This window comes from Penaeicola halotolerans, assembly GCF_016464625.1.
In the GTDB taxonomy this organism is placed as follows: domain Bacteria; phylum Bacteroidota; class Bacteroidia; order Cytophagales; family Cyclobacteriaceae; genus Penaeicola; species Penaeicola halotolerans.
This window is the reverse complement of the sequence record NZ_JAEAGO010000006.1, coordinates 35,158-50,387: the sequence shown is the minus strand read 5'-3', so window position 1 is coordinate 50,387 and position 15,230 is coordinate 35,158. Positions and strand designations below refer to the sequence as shown.

Here is a 15,230-nt window from a genome sequence, read left to right as displayed (position 1 = left end):
AGTGGGAGTTGAGGGATTCGAACCCCCGACCCTCTGCTTGTAAGGCAGATGCTCTGAACCAGCTGAGCTAAACTCCCGATTAGCTTCGTAGCATGCGTAAATGCTATGAATTCGGACTGCAAATGTAACAGCTAATTTCTTACCTACAAACAGTAGCGCGGATAATTTAAAGAGAAAAATATAACCTATTGGCTTTTAGCTACTTTAATTCGCTTGCTTTCTAAGCGTTTGATCTCCTTGGGAGAAGGATAGAGGTCCTTGATCTTTTTTCGATAAATTTTTGAAAAAGCAGCATCTTCCAATATGTACTTTTTGGTCATACTGATGAAGTCATATAGACCATGCTCGATCGCATAATGATCAGCCCTCAACTCTGCTTCCCTCATAAAAGGTTCTGAGATCACATATCGCAGCCCAAAACTCAGCATGTCAACTTTAGAGCGGTGCAAATAATCTTGGATATGCCCTAGTTCATGCGCAAACCACCCTACTAAAACCTCTTCGGGCAGGTCAAAAATAGGGACAGACTCCCCGTCTATATTGACAGTTTCACTGATTTTGATGCGATATCTTCTGTTTTGCTTCTTGTCAAATAAGAGGCTCAGCACCTTAGGCTGCGCTTGCATCACGGCAGTTTTGAGTGGTTTGACTAGCTCGAAGCTGATATCAACTTCCGCTAGCTCGGGATAAGATGCCAAGGCAGTTTCTATAGAAGCACTCAGTGATGAGGGATAGGATTTGTAGGAGAATTGGACTTCGTCAGTAGGCGGATCTCCAGCCACTAATAAGCCAAGTGTGCCAATGAGGGCGATATAATTGTATAAAAAGCTGAAATACATAATTTTTTGAAGATACTAAAAATGCTTCTTTCTTCAAAAAATTAAATTATTTATTCTTGATGGAGTGAGTAATGTACAAATAAAAAAGACTTGCAGTGAACTACAAGTCTTGAGAGTGGAGAATATCGGAGTCGAACCGATGACCTCTTGCATGCCATGCAAGCGCTCTAGCCAGCTGAGCTAATCCCCCAAAAGCTTTGCAAATATAATAGTCCCCCGCAGGAAATTGCAAGGCACCTAAAAATTAATCCGTTTGATAATGGGTTCTCGTCAAGATGCTTCTTCCTAGGGTGATTTCATCTGTATATTCGAGTTCACCCCCTATCGGAATGCCTCTAGCGATGGTGCTGACTTTGATATTAAACTCCTTCAGCTTTTTCGTTACAAAGAAGGCTGTAGTATCTCCTTCCATGGTAGGGCTGAGCGCTAAGATGATCTCTTCTACGGGAGTCTCTGCCGTTTTGATCCTTTCTATGAGTTGCTCGATTTTAAGCTCGCTAGGCCCTATACCTCGCACTGGGGAGATGACACCTCCAAGTACATGATAGAGTCCTTGATACTGGGCAGTGTTTTCTATAGCGAGTACGTCTCTCGTATCCTCTACCACACAGATGAGCTGCTGCTGTCTGCGAGGGGAGGTGCAGATTTGGCATATCTCAGCATCAGAAATGTTGTGGCACTTTGCGCAGTACTTGATCTCTGTTCGCAGCTTTACGATCGCTTCGGCTAGTTGCATACTGCTGGATGTGTCTTCTTTCAAAAGATGCAATACCAATCTCAATGCTGTCTTTTTACCAATACCCGGAAGTCTGGATATCTCATTGACTGCATCTTCTATGAGTTTAGAGGGGAAGTTCAAAGGAGCCTAATTTGAGTTTATACGATTGCTGCATTGATGCCTGCATCGAGGATGCCTTGGCAGTAGGGCTTGAGTTCTTTTTGAGAACCTTTTTTCACACTGCATTTACCCTTGAAGTGTATGAGCCAAGTGCACTGTTCTGCTTGCTCTGGATTGTGCTTGCAGACTTTAATCAGCGTTTGGATGACATGTTCAAAGGTATTGACATCATCATTAAAAACCATCAGATCATGGGCATCATCAAGTGCCACATCATCCAAGAGGAGCTCCTCTAATGTGTCTCCTAATGTGTATTCGATAGCTTCCATATTCATTTGGCAAATTTAATAAATATCATCAACTTTAGCGGTTTCTAAAAGACAAAAGAAATGAATGCGCCCCTGATTCTCCTTGTTATAACAGTCTATTTTGCCCTCTTGTTTTTAGTTGCCCAGCTGACGTCTCGCAAAGTGACCGCTAAGTCATTTTTCACAGGAGATAGAGAGTCTCCATGGTTTTTGGTGGCCTTTGGTATGATCGGAGCATCGCTGTCTGGGGTGACTTTCATCTCTGTGCCGGGTGAGGTAGGAGGGTCGTATTTCAATTATTTCCAACTCGTGCTAGGCTATGTGCCCGGCTACTTGGTGATCGCTACGGTATTGATGCCGATGTACTACAAGTATAATTTGGTTTCTATCTACGCTTACCTAGACCAGCGCTTTGGTTTTTGGTCCTACAAGACAGGAGCTTTTTTCTTTATTTTATCTCGCACATTGGGCTCTTCTCTGCGCGTATTCTTAGTAGCCAATGTCCTACAACTGGTGCTTTTTGACTACTGGGGGGTGCCATTTTGGGTGTCTGTCGCCATTACCGTCTTATTGATTTGGGTCTATACTTTTAGAGGAGGGATCAAGACAGTCGTATGGACAGACTCCCTTCAAACATTCTTTATGCTAGCCTCTGTGGGAGTGAGTATTTACCTGATTTCCGATGAGCTAGGCATACACTCTCCTGCTGCGCTGATCAGTACGGTAGGAGAAAGTGAGCTTTCAACCATTTTCAATTGGGACTGGCAGTCTGGGAAGAACTTCTTTAAGCAGTTCTTCTCTGGTGCATTTATCGCCATCGTGATGACAGGACTAGATCAAGACATGATGCAGAAGAACCTTACTTGTAGAAATATCGGGGAAGCGCAAAAAAACATGTTTTGGTTTACCATCATCTTGGTGATCGTCAACCTGCTCTTCTTGACTTTGGGAGCCTTACTCTATATCTATGCAGAGGCCAAAGGTATCGCGATACCAGCTAGGACAGATGATCTCTATCCGATGTTGGCTACGCAGTATTTTCCAGCTTTGGCAGCGATAGTGTTTATCTTAGGGATCACGGCAGCCGCCTATTCGAGCGCTGACTCTACTTTGACTGCCCTGACTACGTCCTTTTGCTTTGACTTTTTGGACATCGAAAAACGCTATCCAGAAGAGCGTCAGCAGTCAGTGAGGATGCGCGTACATGTCATGTTTACTGCAATCATGTTTGTGGTCATCTTACTCTTCAGGTGGCTTAATGACCAAAGTGTCATCAACTCTGTCTTCACTGTGGCGAGCTACACCTATGGGCCGCTTTTAGGACTGTATGCTTTTGGTCTATTTACCAAATGGCAGATCAATGACCGTTGGACACCATTGGTGGCGATATTGGCACCAAGCATTGCTTTTGCCTTGAGTACTTATTCGCAGGAACTTCTCTTTGGCTATAAGTTTGGTTTTGAGATATTGATTGTCAATGGCCTATTTACTTTCTTAGGCTTGATGCTGATCAGGAAAAAATCAAATGCTTAAAGCCATGGCAGGATCCCAAAAGACCTTGTCAAAATCTTGAATCTGATCATTGATCACTTGGATGCCTTCTTGCTCGAGTAGCTCTTGCATGCGCGTAGGGGTTGAGAAGTGGTGCTTGCCTGTCAAAAGACCATTTCTATTGACTACACGCTGTGCTGGGATCCCCTCTATACTAAAGGAAGCATTCATCGCCCAACCTACCATGCGCGCACTGCCTTTGGCTCCCAGATAATTAGCGATAGCACCATAGGTAGTCACACGTCCAGCAGGGATTTGCTTGACTACTTCATAGACATCTTCAAAGAAATTAGCTTGATCCTTTTTCACTGGCTAAAGAGATGATATTAGCATTGATCAGTCGTTTGATTTTCTTTTCATCTTTCTGATCAGCTTTTGGTAGTAAGAACTGCAACTTGAATTTCACATAATCCTTTTTGACTTCCATCACTTTGAGCGAGAAGCTATTATCCAGAATATTGGATGAAAAGGGCTTGAGTATTTCTTTGAACACTACTTCTATCGCCTCTATAGAGGTGATTTTCTTGGGTTCTAACTCAAACTCAAAGTTTAGCTTCTTGATGTTCTGCTTAGAGTGATTGAGGATATTGGAGTTGAGGATAGTGGTATTAGGGATGTAGACGATGTCATCATCTTCGTTGAGAATGATCACATTGATGAGGGTCACATCGATGATTTTTCCCTTATGATCTCCAACCTTGATATGGTCATTAAGAGAAAGCTGGTCTGAAAACATGATGATGAGTCCATTGATCATGTTGGAAATGTAATCTTTAGATAAGATCGCCAAGGCTGCTGCAAAGATGGATATTGAAGCTAGGAGTCCTAGCGGATCTACTTTGAAGAAGATCAATACTGCCGCAATACCAAAGATGGCATTGATCACCGAAGCGATGCGGTTGATCCCAAGGATGAAATTGTTGTTTTTAGTTTCTGACAGGCCATTTTTATTCATGTAATAATACACTGTCAGGATCCTAGTCAAGGAGATCAGCACATTGGCCTCCAGAAAAATCAATAATGCACGAAGTGATCTGCTGAATAAGGTAGTACTATCAAACCATTCCTTTTGCGTTTCAGACAATACAACTAAGGCCCCCAAGAGGATAATCTTAATTAAAAATACAAAACGCTTACGTGGTTCTTTTTCCACTACATAGCGGGTAGTGTTGTTTTTAACTGCCGTTGGTTTGACCGTATTTTGCTTAGCTTTTCCTTCCAAAGTATTCAGATTTTAAAAATGACCAATAAGTACTAACTTGGTTGACGTAAAAATAACGATATTATGAATAAAGTAGCATTGATTACAGGAGTTGCAGGAAATTTAGGTAAAGCTGTTGCCGCAGCATTTTTAGCCGCAGGATATCAAGTCACAGGCACCATACTGCCAGGAGAGGGCGCAGGACTAGATCCAGCCATAGATGCCAAAGCAGTAGATTTGACCAGTGAGGAGGCCACTCAGTCGTTTATCAATCAGATAGCGCAGCAGTATCAGCAGATAGATGTGGCGGTATTTACGGTAGGAGGCTTTGCTATGGGTGATATCACAGAGACAGATTTATCCGCGATACACAAGATGCTGAAGCTCAACTTTGATACTGCTTATAATAGTGTCAGGGCTACTTTGCCTCTCATGAAAAAGGCAAAAAAGGGAAACATCACCCTGATCGGTGCTAGACCAGCCCTAGATCCTTCGGCAGGAAAGGGGGTAGTGGCTTATGCGCTGAGTAAGTCACTGATCTTTGAACTGGCTGCTATGGTGAATGCAGAAAAATCAGGCGTAGTCGCTCAAGTCATCGTACCAAGCATCATCGATACTCCTCAGAATAGAGCCGGCATGCCGGATGCTAATTTTGCAGATTGGGTCAAGCCAGAAGAGATCGCACAACAAATCTTGGCTGGTGTTTCCTCCAGTGCTTTGAGAGAGCCTATTTTTAAAATGTATGGTAATGCTTAGCCTTTGGCAACGAATTTGCGTTTAATCTTTTATCAAAAACCAAAAAACGATCATGATGAAATCTATCAAGCATTTTTTATTACTGACATTGATCCTTTGTGCGACTATCGTATCTGCACAGACTACGGAGACTACTCGAAATCTAGGTGCCTTTAACCTACTAGATGTGGGGAATGGTATCAAAGTAGAGCTGGTCAAAGGCGATAAGGAAACCATCAAAATCATCGCGAGAGGCATAGAGACCGAAAAGGTCAGAACAGAGATCAATAACAGACTTTTGAAAATTGATTTGAAGCCAGGTGTTTTTAAAAATATCGAGGTAAAAGTCATCTTGACTTATAAGGATATCTATGAGATCACTGCTTCTTCTTCTGCTGAAGTCAAGGCGACTGATGTGATCTCAGGAGATGATATCCGATTTAAAGTTTCGAGCAGTGCATATCTAGAAGCAGAAGTGGATGCGGAGTTTATCAACCTAGAAGCAGCCAGCAGTGGTAAGATGTATATCAAAGGGTCGAGTAATTCTCAACTTTCCAAGGCCATGTCTAATGGAGAGATCAATGCCCTAGAACTTAGTTCGGATGTGGTGAACGTAACTGCTAACTCAGCTGGTAAAGCGACTGTGCAAGCCAATAAAGAACTGAGTGCGAGTGCTGCCACCGCAGGCAAAGTCATCTATAAAGGTAGTGCTGCTAAGAAGGACGTGAAAAGCACGACAGGTGGTAGTGTAACGCAAAACTGATATGAACAAGAAAATCATCTTTTTACTGACTTGCCTCATCTGTCTTCAGGTGCAGGCAAGTTTTGTTTTGGCACAGGACAAGTCCACAGATGAAGCAGCTGTGCAGCAAGTGATCGAAAATCTCTTTGATGGGATGCGAGGGGCAGACTCTGCTATGGTAGCAAGTGCCTTTGCCGAAGGGGCTATCATGCAGACGATCAGCCAAAATCAAGCGGGGGAGACCGTAGTGAGGGGCAATGCTGTAGCGGCTTTTACGCGTAGTATCGCAGCACAAAATGCCAATACCCTAGATGAGCGTATCCAGGATTATGAGATCCGTATAGATGGCAATTTGGCCAGTGTGTGGACGCCTTATTCCTTTTACTTTGATGGCAACTTTAGTCACTGTGGGGTCAATTCTTTCCAACTGGTGCGGATGGCTGAGGGCTGGAAGATCGTGTACCTGATCGATACTAGGCGCAAGGAAGGCTGCGAATAAGCAGCCTAGCGTTTTTTGATGATAAACTCTCCGATGGTGAAATAGATGATGGTAAGCTCTGTCACCACAAAGGCTATGGTGAAGATGATCTGCCCGAGTTCGTTTTCTACTTGATTTTTGAGCAGCATAAAAAGTAAAAATATCACGATGCCAGCTACTATTCCTTTTACCATTTTGGTCATGCTTTAATTTTGCGACAATATACTAAATATTTTTTGGCTAGCGGCTAATCGAAGTCCTGAATCCTCTCTGCTTCTGTCAAGGAGCAAATTCATATCGATATCAACTGTTTAAAGAGACGCGATAAATCTTATAAAGACGCGATAAATCGCGTCTCTACGTGGAAACGCTAGATTCTGACATCCTCTTTCCTTATAATCCTTAAGGCTTTCTTGTATTAATCATCGATCTGTATTATTTTAAGAAAAAATTAATTCTTATGAAGTTTTTGGTCAGAGTGGTTTGCGGTGTTTTTGTGGCTATGCTTTCTTTTCATGCAGTGAAGGCGCAAGTGTATGTAGGTGGAGGCTGGTCGCTGATCCAGTTTAGTCCTTCGGGCTTGGATGAAACGCAGGGCTTTGGCTTGATGGTGCAGCGGCAGCTAGATTTGAAGCGAGATCGCTTTTCGCTCAGTCCGACACTGCAAGCCAATGTGCTCAATCAAAGGATCGATAATGATGTATTTGCAGAACTTTATGTCTCTATCGGTTTGGCTTCCCACCTCAATTATGACTTGATCCGCTGGGGGAAGTTTAGCTTTACGCCTTTTATAGGTCCTTCGGTCAACTGGGTCATGGGCTTGCGCAATAATCCTGTAGAGGTAGCGCCCAGAGATGTCAATTTTGTCCGGGTGGGGGTCGATGCTGGGGCTGCTCTGAGCTATGCTTTTTCGGAGGACTTTAGCCTTAAGTTTATCCCACTGATCTACACCTTTGGTAATCAAAACTATGTACAAGGCAATTTCTTTACCTTGCTTTTTCAGATTAAGTAATGAACAAATGAATAGAGATGAAAAAATAACGATTTTCGAGGCATATAAAGCCATGTTCAAATATTTAGAGAACCTCTATGAATTGACTGAATCTGATGATTTAGCGGGTTTTCTTGGGTCAATGACATTATTGGAAGATGGTAAACCAGCAGATCAAGCCGTATGGGATGATTGGGTTAAATCAATCAATAAAGTTATAAATAATGCATAGGATTAATTAATAAATTCATGTTTGGATTTGAGATAAGGTATAAGGGTCGGACCATTGAGGTAGGCATACCAGGAGGCAGCATATTACTGTATGCTGGCCTGCTGTCAAGGGATGCGCCTCAAATTTATCCCACTGATCTACACCTTTGGTAATCAAAACTATGTACAAGGCAATTTCTTTACTTTGCTTTTTCAGATTAAGTGAGGGATTTATTTCGTTACTAATTATTTGTATCAGCTATGATAAAACTTTCAAATTCGCTTCTGTTTTGCATTTTCATCTGTTTGCTAATTTTTAGCTGTACTGAAAAAAGAGCTAATGAAACGGTGTACTTTCCAGAGCATGGTTCCTTAGAATACATGACTTTCGATTCGATCAGCTATGTTTATGACTTTCCCAAAACCTTATTTATAGCCGAAGGGCAGCAAGTCGGAGAGGAGATCATTGGTCTATTGAACTTTGCCATTGAAGGTGACTTGCTCATCACTTCAGTCAGAGGTAACAAAGATTTGTTGCAAGTATCTAGGCTACCTGATATGCAACCTTATGGAAACTTTTTAAGCATAGGTCAGGGGCCTAAAGAAGTGTCTTCTACCCTTAGTGCGAATGATTTGCGTTTTGAATTTACTGAAATGGATACTTCGGCTCTGATTTATGATTTTCAGCGAGGTCGACTTTTGCGCTTGGATATGGATGAATCTGTTCGTCTGGGGAGAGACTCGATTCGAGCTGTGGATGAAAGCGTTTCCCCTTTTCTTTTTGACTTTTTGGTATTGGACTCAGCTTTCTATTTTGTCAGAAAGCCTGAGAATCGAGATCAGGCTCTAAACCGTTCCCTTGATTCTGCGGGAGTGTCCACCACTAGAGATGTATTGGAGCAGTTAAACCAGTCTCAAATTTCAAATAGTTTGAATATTGCCATCATAACATCTATGACACAGCTGCAGCCGGGGAAAGAAACCATTGCAGAGATGTATTTACAATTGAATTATTTTAATTTATATGCTCTTGATGGTTCACTAAAGAAGACTATTTGCCTTGAAAGTCAACCGGACAACTTGAGAGCTGTAGAGGCCTTGGGGCCGATGGATAGAAAGTACAGGTTTTCTGATTTGCGGGTATTTGACGATTATTTTGCTTTACTTCATTTGAATGAAGTGGAGAGCGATTTTGCCACTGAAAGGAAATCCAAGCCTGAAATTTTGTTTTTCGATTGGGAGGGGAAGCCTTTAGCCAAAATCGTGTCGGAGGATTTTTTCACCTCTTTCGATATTGATGAGACTCATCAAGTGCTTTACACCTTTGATGTTGAGACAGATACGTTTCTAAAATATTCTATGCCTAAATTTTAAGGTTCTAGAGGACCTCAAACTATGATTTTCATTATGACAATGGTAATGAATAGCTGATAATATTCGATTTAAATTAATTATATGTTTGGATTTGAGATACGGTATAAGGGGCGTATTATTGAGGTAGGCATACCAGGAGGCAGCATATTACTGTATGCTGGCCTGCTGTCAAGGGATGCGCCTCAAAAAGAAGTTAAATTTGAGGTCTCTGGATTTGACTCTATCAATGCGCAAAAATATCAATGGCTCGATGAAACAATGGACTTGGGCGATGAAATCGAGATTCGGGTCATCGATCAAGAAAGTTTTGATCCAGCTAGCTCGGTGGAACCCTATAAAAACAGGACAGATGAGGAGAAAGTTGCACACTTTTATGAGTTAAAAAAAACCTTATCCGATGAAGGACTCATTTAATACACCATGATGCAGGCATTTGAGATTAGGGTAAATCAGGAAACCAAAGTCATGGGGCATGAGGATGCCTCTGTGCACATCACGATGATAGCTTCAAACCAAGAAGGCAATGAAGATCTTCACTTTAGTGCTATGGGGAGTGACTTTAAAGCTTCTATTCGTCATCAATGGTTTTATCAAGCCTTGGCAGTAGGAGATAAGATTAGTATCAAACTCGTGGAGGTGGCCCAGGCTGATACTCCCATAATTACTCCGATAGAAGATTATAGAGAGACCCTCAAGCAAAGTAATCTGAGGGCCTATCATAAGCTCAAAAAAGAGCTAGAGGAGAAGGGATTGATAAGTAAGGGATGAAGATGATAGGATTATATTATAAAATCTGGGCAGATGCGATTCATCGAATAAAAAGAGTTTGTAGCATTCCCTATATTTATCCTCTGTCCGAAAATAGGGAAGGCTACACTTTCATTATAATAAATTGAATAGATATGGATAGAATAAGACATTTCTTTTTAGTATATCTATTCATATTAAAGAATTATTATGATAAAGGTGTTTATAGTAATAGCTCTTATACGAAGGCAATAAGTATCTTTATTTTACTTCTTTTATTTCATGTATCATTTATTTTTATCTTGTCAGATTTATACCTTTTATTTCCATATATAGAAAATTCATACTTACGATATTCTATTATCCTTTGTGTTGTTTACCTACTTTACTGGGTTTTAAAAAAGGTTTTAGATGAGGATGCTGTAAATTCTATTCATTTAAGTAAGCCAAAAATTAAAATTTACTCTATTCTAATTTTTTTTCACTGTTGTTTTACTGTTTTATTCTTTATTTACTTAGCCATAAAAAACAAGGCGTGACCAGAAAAACTAGTTTATTTTATCTCCTGCTAAGGTAGCAGGCTACTGAACATTTCAGAAAATTGACCTCAGATGGAAACGGTTTTAAAATTAAACTTTTCAGTAAATACACATAACATTTCTAATGCAATACTTTCTGAGCCAACTTGATATACAGAAAGGGATTTCAGAAGATATATTGTATTTTACTAAGTTTACATTATATCATTAGGTTACTCTTCCTCGACTTTACCTAGGGTTTCCCCAGGGTTATCCTCGACTCTTCCCCGACTCTTCCTCGAGTATACTTCGACATTATGCATTTTGGGGCGCGACATATGCGTCATTTAACGACAAAAGTGTCGATTTGCGACAAAAGCGACATTTTACGCCAAATGCGCCAAATGCGACAAAAGCGACATCTCATTTTTTTGTTCAATTCAGCCTCACTATTTTGCAATCATCAAACTAGAGAAGCTAAAGTCATGTAAATACAAAAGGAAGAGTTAGTGGACTTGAAAAAATAATAAGTCTATATGTTTAACCAAGTGAGCCACCTAGTGCCCAACTATCAAAATACTTAGAAAACAAAAAACCCTTGAACTCAGCTGAATTCAAGGGTTTTGGGATGTAAGGTTGCAGAGGAGGAGGGATTCGAACCCCCGGTACCTTGCAGTACAACGGTTTTCAAGACCGCCGCATTCGACCGCTCTGCCACTCCTCTAGGTCTGATACAGTGCGAGAGGATGACCCTCCGTGCCCTGTTTCGGTTTGCAAAGATAGCTCAAATCAATTTCAGTCCAAATCCTAGAAATGGAATTTTTTACTTTTTTTCGACCTGTCTGCTTAAGCGCTTCTCATTGAGCTCTTTAAGGTAGCCTTTTTTTACTTTGTCGATGGTGACATTGATCTCAAAGCAGATCAAAAGCACTAAGGACATGATGAATAGCCAGAACATAAAGGCTAGCATGGCACCGATGGATCCGTAGAGCTTGTTGTAGCTGGAGAAATTGTTGATATAGATGGCAAAGCCAAAAGAGGCGAGTGTGCAGAGTAGGGATGCTAGTACAGAACCTATGGAGAAGAACTTCCACTTGTCATGGATGGCAGGGGCATAGCGAAAGATGAATGAGATGGTCATCTGAAAGAGTAGGACCAGCGAAAGTGTCCTCAGCACAAGGATGAGGTAATAGGTAAAGGACTCTCTGAAGACATTGATCTGTACGAGGTAGTCTAAGACTTGCTGTCCTACGATCAGCAGTGCGATGGCTGCTAGAAAGCAAAATACGAGGACGAATAGCAGTCCGGTAGCCACCATTCTGGTGCGTAGAAAGCCTCGTTTGTCGGAGGTTTTGTACACGGCATTGAAGGCATGCATGAGTGCCAGTACGCCATTGGTCGCTAAAACGAGCGCGGCAACAAAACCAAAGGAAAGTAAGCCCTGTCGGGGTTTGGTGATGATGTCTTCTACGGTAGGGGCGATGTTTTCATATAGCGAGTAGGGCATGACATCATCTAGGTACTGCATGATGGCTTGGGTGTTGATCTCAGGATAAAACTCCTGTACAAAAGGCACCAAGTTGATCATAAAGAGTAGGGCAGGGAAGGTGGCTACTGTAAAGCTGTAAGCTACACTACTTGCACGCTCGGAGATCTCATCATTTTTGAGTTGATCTAAAAACATGTTGATGAGTACATAGAGGTTGGCCTCTGGGTCTCCAAAGTGTATCTTACTCAAGTAGTGGATCAGTCGATCTTTTTGAGCTTCATAAAAAGACTTGAGTGCTTCAATGAGCGCCATCGCTAAAATAAGGGTCTAATAAGTCAATAAGATACTGCGGTGGTCGACACGGCTTGCCTGTAAATTTATTGGCAAAGACCAAGGTCGTTTTCCCTTCGTTGATCAAGATGCCTGATTCATTTGTGATTTCATAGTAGAAAGTGATTTTTACGCTTGGCTTTTCTTTGAGCATCACCTTGATACTGAGCAATTCATCATACTTGCCAGGCTGGTGAAACTTGGTGTAATTCTCCATGACGGGCATCATGATGCCATCCTCTTCCATTTTTTTATACTCAAAGCCTGCTTGTCTGAGGGCCTCTACTCGGCCTACTTCATAGTACATGGCGTAGTTGCCATAGTACACGTAGCCCATTTGGTCTGTTTCTGCGTAGCGAACGCGTATTTGTGTGGTAGCTGCAAACATTATTTATAAACTCTGGCGCGGTTGAGCGCTTGCTGATAGATGCGGGCATTGCGGTTGTGCTCTGCTAGGTTAGTGGCAAAGCGATGATAGCCCGAAAAGTCCTCCTTGGCACAGAAGTACAGGTAGTTGTGTTGCTCAGCATCTAGCACGGCATTGATGGCGGAGATGTCTGGCAAGTTGATAGGCCCGGGAGGAAGGCCTCTGTACTTATAGGTATTATAAGGAGAGTCGATCTCTTTGTGTACATTTAGTACCCGCTTGATGCTGAAGTCATTGAGTGCAAAGACCAGTGTAGGGTCTGCTTGGAGTGGGATGCCTCTCTTGAGGCGATTAGTATATACACCAGCGATTCGCGGTCTTTCATCTGATTTGACACTTTCGGCTTGTACGATAGAGGCTAGGGTAGAGACTTCGACAGGGCTGAGCTTGAGGGCAGCTGCTTTGGCTAGTTTTTCTTCTGTCCAGAAGCGCTTGTATTCTGTATGCATGCGGTCAAAAAGTTCCTCTGCAGAAGTGGTCCAGTACACTTGGTAGGTGTTAGGAATAAACATGCTCATGACTGTCTCTGGCTTGAAGCCAAACTTCTCGATGTAAGCCGTGTCCAACAGTAAAGCTTCAAACTGCTCTGGTTTGATCATCAAGTTTTTGGTGATTTTTTCAGCCAAATCTCTCTTGGTACGGACATTATTGAAAGTGATATTGAGCGGCTGCTGCTGTCCAGAGCGGAGGAGGGTGACGAGTGAGCGATTGGTCATGTCTGGACTGATCTCGTAAAGCCCTGGTTTGACAGCTTTGTCATAATCCATCAGTTTGGCCACAAAGCTAAAAGCTACCAAGTCTTGCACAATGTCTTGGTCATAAAGTGAGTCTTGTACGGCCTTGAAGGTGGCGCCTTCATAGATTCTAAAAGTTCTCGCTTCCTTGTCTACGAGTACGTTTTCAGTAAAGAAAAGCTGGTAAAAGTAAAAGGCGAAAGTCGTCAAGAGCATGGAGAATGCGACCATCGCAATGAGTAATATTTTCTTTCTTTTGAGCATAAATCAATGATATAAGCGAATCGCTTGTTTAGATTTAAAACAGGATTTTCAGCGATAGCGTATGCCGCTACTCGGCAAAAATAGCTAAATTTAATGATTCATTTTTGACCAAAGCACAGAAGCGAACTCATGGCAGCAGAATTCATCAAATTGTACGAAGAGAATCCCGATATGAAAAAACTCCTACACATCGTGGATGTTTTGAGAAACGGGGGTGTCATCATCTATCCAACAGATACTGTCTATGGTATAGGCTGTGACATCCACAATAGTAAAGCTATCGAGCGTATCTGTCGCATCAAAGGAGTGAAACCTGATAAAAATAATTTCTCCTTTATCTGCTATGACTTGAGTAATATCGCTGAGTATGTGAAGAACTTACCTACTCCTACTTTTAAGTTGATGAAAAAAGCTTTGCCGGGGCCTTTTACCTTTATTCTGAATGCGAACAGTAATGTGCCCAAGCTACTCAATCATAAAAAGAAGACGGTGGGTATTAGGATCCCTAATCATCAGATCCCAAGGCTTTTGGTCAAAGAACTGGGACAGCCGATCATCACCACTTCGATCAGAGATGAAGATGAGGTCGTAGAATACTCCACAGACCCAGAGTTGATCTATGAGAAGTTTCAAAATCTAGTAGATGTCGTCATCGATGGTGGCTATGGCAATAATGTGGCCTCTACGATCGTAGATTGTACTGGGGATGAAGTGGAGCTGGTCAGAGAAGGTTTGGGAGACTTAAATGAACTCTTGTAATGCCAAATAATACTGTGCTGATAGAGCTTCACTACTTGCCTTCGATAGCTTATATGGCACTTTTGAGCCAAATGGATATCGTGGATTTGGATGTGAAAGCCCATTATGAGAAACAAAGCTTTCGTAACCGTACCAGACTCTTGGGGGCTAATGGGGTAGAGACTTTGATCGTACCTGTCCTGGGAGGCAATAAAAAACAGGCTTTTGATCAGATCAAAATAGATCATCAGCAGAAATGGAAGCAAGTACACCTGCGGTCTATTCAGAGTGCGTATGGCAAGGCTCCTTTCTTTGAGTTTTATTTCCCATATTTTTCAGCGATCTATGAGAAAGACTACGTATATCTAGCGGATTTTAATCTAGATCTACTGACAATATGTCTCAAGTTGCTCAAACTACCTGTCAAATTGCGTCTAAAGGAAAGTTTTGAAAAAACAGTCGGATCAGATGTTTTGGATAGTCGAAACTTGATTCATCCAAAGAAAAATCATGAATCTTTAGATTTTTTCGAAGCACCTACTTATCATCAACTTTTTGGCAAAAGCTTTGAGCCTAACCTGAGCATCATAGACTTACTGTTTTGTGAGGGGCCGAGATCTGAAGATTACTTGCGCTTGGCGACAAAAATAGAGTCGAACAAATAATTTAGGATTTGTGTTTTATACGCAATTATTCCTATATTTCTTAAAGGATTA

Annotated in this window: 20 protein-coding genes and 3 tRNA genes; 11 read left to right on the top strand and 12 right to left on the bottom strand. The window is 41.7% G+C overall.

Annotated elements, in window-relative coordinates:
• Nucleotides 1-2: 2 nt before the first annotated feature.
• The 5 genes from I5349_RS13565 to I5349_RS13545 all read right to left on the bottom strand — a co-directional run bounded on the left by I5349_RS13565 (nt 3) and on the right by I5349_RS13545 (nt 2,006).
• A tRNA-Val gene (locus tag I5349_RS13565) sits at nt 3-77 on the bottom strand.
• A gap of 108 nt (nt 78-185) precedes the next feature.
• Nucleotides 186-839 carry a hypothetical protein gene (locus I5349_RS13560; RefSeq protein WP_226391327.1) on the bottom strand — a complete coding sequence of 218 codons (654 nt, stop codon included), beginning with the start codon at nt 837-839 and terminating at the stop codon, nt 186-188.
• Nucleotides 840-955: 116 nt separating this feature from the next.
• A tRNA-Ala gene (locus I5349_RS13555) sits at nt 956-1,029 on the bottom strand.
• Between the two features lie 54 nt (nt 1,030-1,083).
• Complete coding sequence (recR, locus tag I5349_RS13550; RefSeq protein ID WP_226391326.1) at nt 1,084-1,698, bottom strand: recombination mediator RecR; 615 nt, start codon at nt 1,696-1,698, stop codon at nt 1,084-1,086.
• A gap of 17 nt (nt 1,699-1,715) precedes the next feature.
• A complete protein-coding gene (locus tag I5349_RS13545) occupies nt 1,716-2,006 on the bottom strand; it encodes an ATP-dependent Clp protease adaptor ClpS (protein WP_438865901.1) in 291 nt (96 codons plus the stop codon).
• 60 nt (nt 2,007-2,066) lie between these two features.
• Between I5349_RS13545 and I5349_RS13540 the strand changes: the two genes are divergently transcribed.
• A complete protein-coding gene (locus I5349_RS13540) occupies nt 2,067-3,518 on the top strand; it encodes a sodium:solute symporter (RefSeq protein WP_226391324.1) in 1,452 nt (483 codons plus the stop codon).
• Here I5349_RS13540 and I5349_RS13535 read toward each other — a convergent pair.
• Together I5349_RS13535 and I5349_RS13530 are read right to left on the bottom strand one after the other, a co-directional pair.
• Entirely contained in the window at nt 3,507-3,845 is a 339-nt protein-coding gene (locus I5349_RS13535) for an MGMT family protein (RefSeq protein ID WP_226391323.1), read from the bottom strand. The two genes, I5349_RS13540 and I5349_RS13535, sit on opposite strands and share 12 nt — an antisense overlap.
• On the bottom strand, nt 3,826-4,758 hold the full coding sequence (locus tag I5349_RS13530; protein ID WP_226391322.1) for a mechanosensitive ion channel family protein: 933 nt from the start codon (nt 4,756-4,758) through the stop codon (nt 3,826-3,828). Before I5349_RS13530 ends, I5349_RS13535 begins: the two co-directional genes overlap by 20 nt.
• A 63-nt stretch (nt 4,759-4,821) precedes the next feature.
• Here I5349_RS13530 and I5349_RS13525 point away from each other — a divergent pair, with 63 nt between their 5' ends.
• The 3 genes from I5349_RS13525 to I5349_RS13515 are packed head-to-tail and all read left to right on the top strand — an operon-like array spanning nt 4,822 to nt 6,713.
• On the top strand, nt 4,822-5,493 hold the full coding sequence (locus I5349_RS13525; RefSeq protein WP_226391321.1) for an SDR family NAD(P)-dependent oxidoreductase: 672 nt from the start codon (nt 4,822-4,824) through the stop codon (nt 5,491-5,493).
• A gap of 52 nt (nt 5,494-5,545) precedes the next feature.
• Nucleotides 5,546-6,235 carry a head GIN domain-containing protein gene (locus I5349_RS13520; RefSeq protein ID WP_226391320.1) on the top strand — a complete coding sequence of 230 codons (690 nt, stop codon included), beginning with the start codon at nt 5,546-5,548 and terminating at the stop codon, nt 6,233-6,235.
• A gap of 1 nt (nt 6,236) precedes the next feature.
• Nucleotides 6,237-6,713 (top strand): nuclear transport factor 2 family protein, encoded by a 477-nt coding sequence (locus I5349_RS13515; RefSeq protein WP_226391319.1) that lies wholly within the window; start codon nt 6,237-6,239, stop codon nt 6,711-6,713.
• 5 nt (nt 6,714-6,718) lie between these two features.
• On the opposite strand, the gene I5349_RS13510 is transcribed toward I5349_RS13515, so the two are convergent.
• On the bottom strand, nt 6,719-6,895 hold the full coding sequence (locus tag I5349_RS13510; protein WP_226391318.1) for a hypothetical protein: 177 nt from the start codon (nt 6,893-6,895) through the stop codon (nt 6,719-6,721).
• A gap of 257 nt (nt 6,896-7,152) precedes the next feature.
• Between I5349_RS13510 and I5349_RS13505 the strand changes: the two genes are divergently transcribed.
• The 5 genes from I5349_RS13505 (at nt 7,153) to I5349_RS13485 (ending at nt 10,035) form a co-directional block, all read left to right on the top strand.
• Nucleotides 7,153-7,704 carry a hypothetical protein gene (locus I5349_RS13505; protein ID WP_226391317.1) on the top strand — a complete coding sequence of 184 codons (552 nt, stop codon included), beginning with the start codon at nt 7,153-7,155 and terminating at the stop codon, nt 7,702-7,704.
• A 7-nt stretch (nt 7,705-7,711) separates the two neighbouring features.
• Nucleotides 7,712-7,915, top strand: coding sequence for a hypothetical protein (locus I5349_RS13500; protein WP_226391316.1), 204 nt, complete (start codon nt 7,712-7,714; stop codon nt 7,913-7,915).
• Between the two features lie 239 nt (nt 7,916-8,154).
• Nucleotides 8,155-9,267 carry a TolB-like 6-bladed beta-propeller domain-containing protein gene (locus I5349_RS13495; RefSeq protein WP_226391315.1) on the top strand — a complete coding sequence of 371 codons (1,113 nt, stop codon included), beginning with the start codon at nt 8,155-8,157 and terminating at the stop codon, nt 9,265-9,267.
• Between the two features lie 81 nt (nt 9,268-9,348).
• Nucleotides 9,349-9,681 (top strand): hypothetical protein, encoded by a 333-nt coding sequence (locus I5349_RS13490; protein ID WP_226391314.1) that lies wholly within the window; start codon nt 9,349-9,351, stop codon nt 9,679-9,681.
• Nucleotides 9,682-9,687: 6 nt separating this feature from the next.
• Nucleotides 9,688-10,035, top strand: coding sequence for a hypothetical protein (locus I5349_RS13485; RefSeq protein WP_226391313.1), 348 nt, complete (start codon nt 9,688-9,690; stop codon nt 10,033-10,035).
• A gap of 1,136 nt (nt 10,036-11,171) precedes the next feature.
• Here I5349_RS13485 and I5349_RS13480 read toward each other — a convergent pair.
• The 4 genes from I5349_RS13480 to mltG all read right to left on the bottom strand — a co-directional run bounded on the left by I5349_RS13480 (nt 11,172) and on the right by mltG (nt 13,776).
• A tRNA-Ser gene (locus I5349_RS13480) sits at nt 11,172-11,256 on the bottom strand.
• A gap of 99 nt (nt 11,257-11,355) precedes the next feature.
• Nucleotides 11,356-12,333 carry a YihY/virulence factor BrkB family protein gene (locus I5349_RS13475; protein ID WP_226391312.1) on the bottom strand — a complete coding sequence of 326 codons (978 nt, stop codon included), beginning with the start codon at nt 12,331-12,333 and terminating at the stop codon, nt 11,356-11,358.
• On the bottom strand, nt 12,320-12,739 hold the full coding sequence (locus I5349_RS13470; protein ID WP_226391311.1) for an acyl-CoA thioesterase: 420 nt from the start codon (nt 12,737-12,739) through the stop codon (nt 12,320-12,322). The genes I5349_RS13475 and I5349_RS13470 overlap by 14 nt, the downstream gene beginning before the upstream one ends.
• Entirely contained in the window at nt 12,739-13,776 is a 1,038-nt protein-coding gene (gene mltG, locus I5349_RS13465; protein WP_226391310.1) for an endolytic transglycosylase MltG, read from the bottom strand. The genes I5349_RS13470 and mltG overlap by 1 nt, the downstream gene beginning before the upstream one ends.
• 129 nt (nt 13,777-13,905) lie before the next feature.
• Between mltG and I5349_RS13460 the strand changes: the two genes are divergently transcribed.
• Together I5349_RS13460 and I5349_RS13455 are read left to right on the top strand one after the other, a co-directional pair.
• Nucleotides 13,906-14,535 carry an L-threonylcarbamoyladenylate synthase gene (locus tag I5349_RS13460; RefSeq protein ID WP_226391309.1) on the top strand — a complete coding sequence of 210 codons (630 nt, stop codon included), beginning with the start codon at nt 13,906-13,908 and terminating at the stop codon, nt 14,533-14,535.
• Nucleotides 14,535-15,179, top strand: coding sequence for a WbqC family protein (locus I5349_RS13455; RefSeq protein WP_226391308.1), 645 nt, complete (start codon nt 14,535-14,537; stop codon nt 15,177-15,179). Before I5349_RS13460 ends, I5349_RS13455 begins: the two co-directional genes overlap by 1 nt.
• Nucleotides 15,180-15,230: the final 51 nt, after the last annotated feature.

Excerpts from the sequence above, each read along its gene's own strand:
- mltG (WP_226391310.1), bottom strand. The coding sequence starts at position 13,776 with ATGCTCAAAAGAAAGAAAATATTACTCATTGCGATGGTCGCATTCTCC.
- I5349_RS13525 (WP_226391321.1), top strand. The coding sequence starts at position 4,822 with ATGAATAAAGTAGCATTGATTACAGGAGTTGCAGGAAATTTAGGTAAA.
- I5349_RS13455 (WP_226391308.1), top strand. The coding sequence starts at position 14,535 with ATGCCAAATAATACTGTGCTGATAGAGCTTCACTACTTGCCTTCGATA.
- I5349_RS13460 (WP_226391309.1), top strand. The coding sequence starts at position 13,906 with ATGGCAGCAGAATTCATCAAATTGTACGAAGAGAATCCCGATATGAAA.
- I5349_RS13495 (WP_226391315.1), top strand. The coding sequence starts at position 8,155 with ATGATAAAACTTTCAAATTCGCTTCTGTTTTGCATTTTCATCTGTTTG.
- I5349_RS13515 (WP_226391319.1), top strand. The coding sequence starts at position 6,237 with ATGAACAAGAAAATCATCTTTTTACTGACTTGCCTCATCTGTCTTCAG.
- I5349_RS13470 (WP_226391311.1), bottom strand. The coding sequence starts at position 12,739 with ATGTTTGCAGCTACCACACAAATACGCGTTCGCTACGCAGAAACAGAC.
- I5349_RS13475 (WP_226391312.1), bottom strand. The coding sequence starts at position 12,333 with ATGGCGCTCATTGAAGCACTCAAGTCTTTTTATGAAGCTCAAAAAGAT.
- I5349_RS13500 (WP_226391316.1), top strand. The coding sequence starts at position 7,712 with ATGAATAGAGATGAAAAAATAACGATTTTCGAGGCATATAAAGCCATG.
- I5349_RS13560 (WP_226391327.1), bottom strand. The coding sequence starts at position 839 with ATGTATTTCAGCTTTTTATACAATTATATCGCCCTCATTGGCACACTT.
- I5349_RS13540 (WP_226391324.1), top strand. The coding sequence starts at position 2,067 with ATGAATGCGCCCCTGATTCTCCTTGTTATAACAGTCTATTTTGCCCTC.
- I5349_RS13485 (WP_226391313.1), top strand. The coding sequence starts at position 9,688 with ATGATGCAGGCATTTGAGATTAGGGTAAATCAGGAAACCAAAGTCATG.
- I5349_RS13505 (WP_226391317.1), top strand. The coding sequence starts at position 7,153 with ATGAAGTTTTTGGTCAGAGTGGTTTGCGGTGTTTTTGTGGCTATGCTT.
- I5349_RS13520 (WP_226391320.1), top strand. The coding sequence starts at position 5,546 with ATGATGAAATCTATCAAGCATTTTTTATTACTGACATTGATCCTTTGT.
- I5349_RS13490 (WP_226391314.1), top strand. The coding sequence starts at position 9,349 with ATGTTTGGATTTGAGATACGGTATAAGGGGCGTATTATTGAGGTAGGC.
- I5349_RS13545 (WP_438865901.1), bottom strand. The coding sequence starts at position 2,006 with ATGGAAGCTATCGAATACACATTAGGAGACACATTAGAGGAGCTCCTC.
- I5349_RS13510 (WP_226391318.1), bottom strand. The coding sequence starts at position 6,895 with ATGACCAAAATGGTAAAAGGAATAGTAGCTGGCATCGTGATATTTTTA.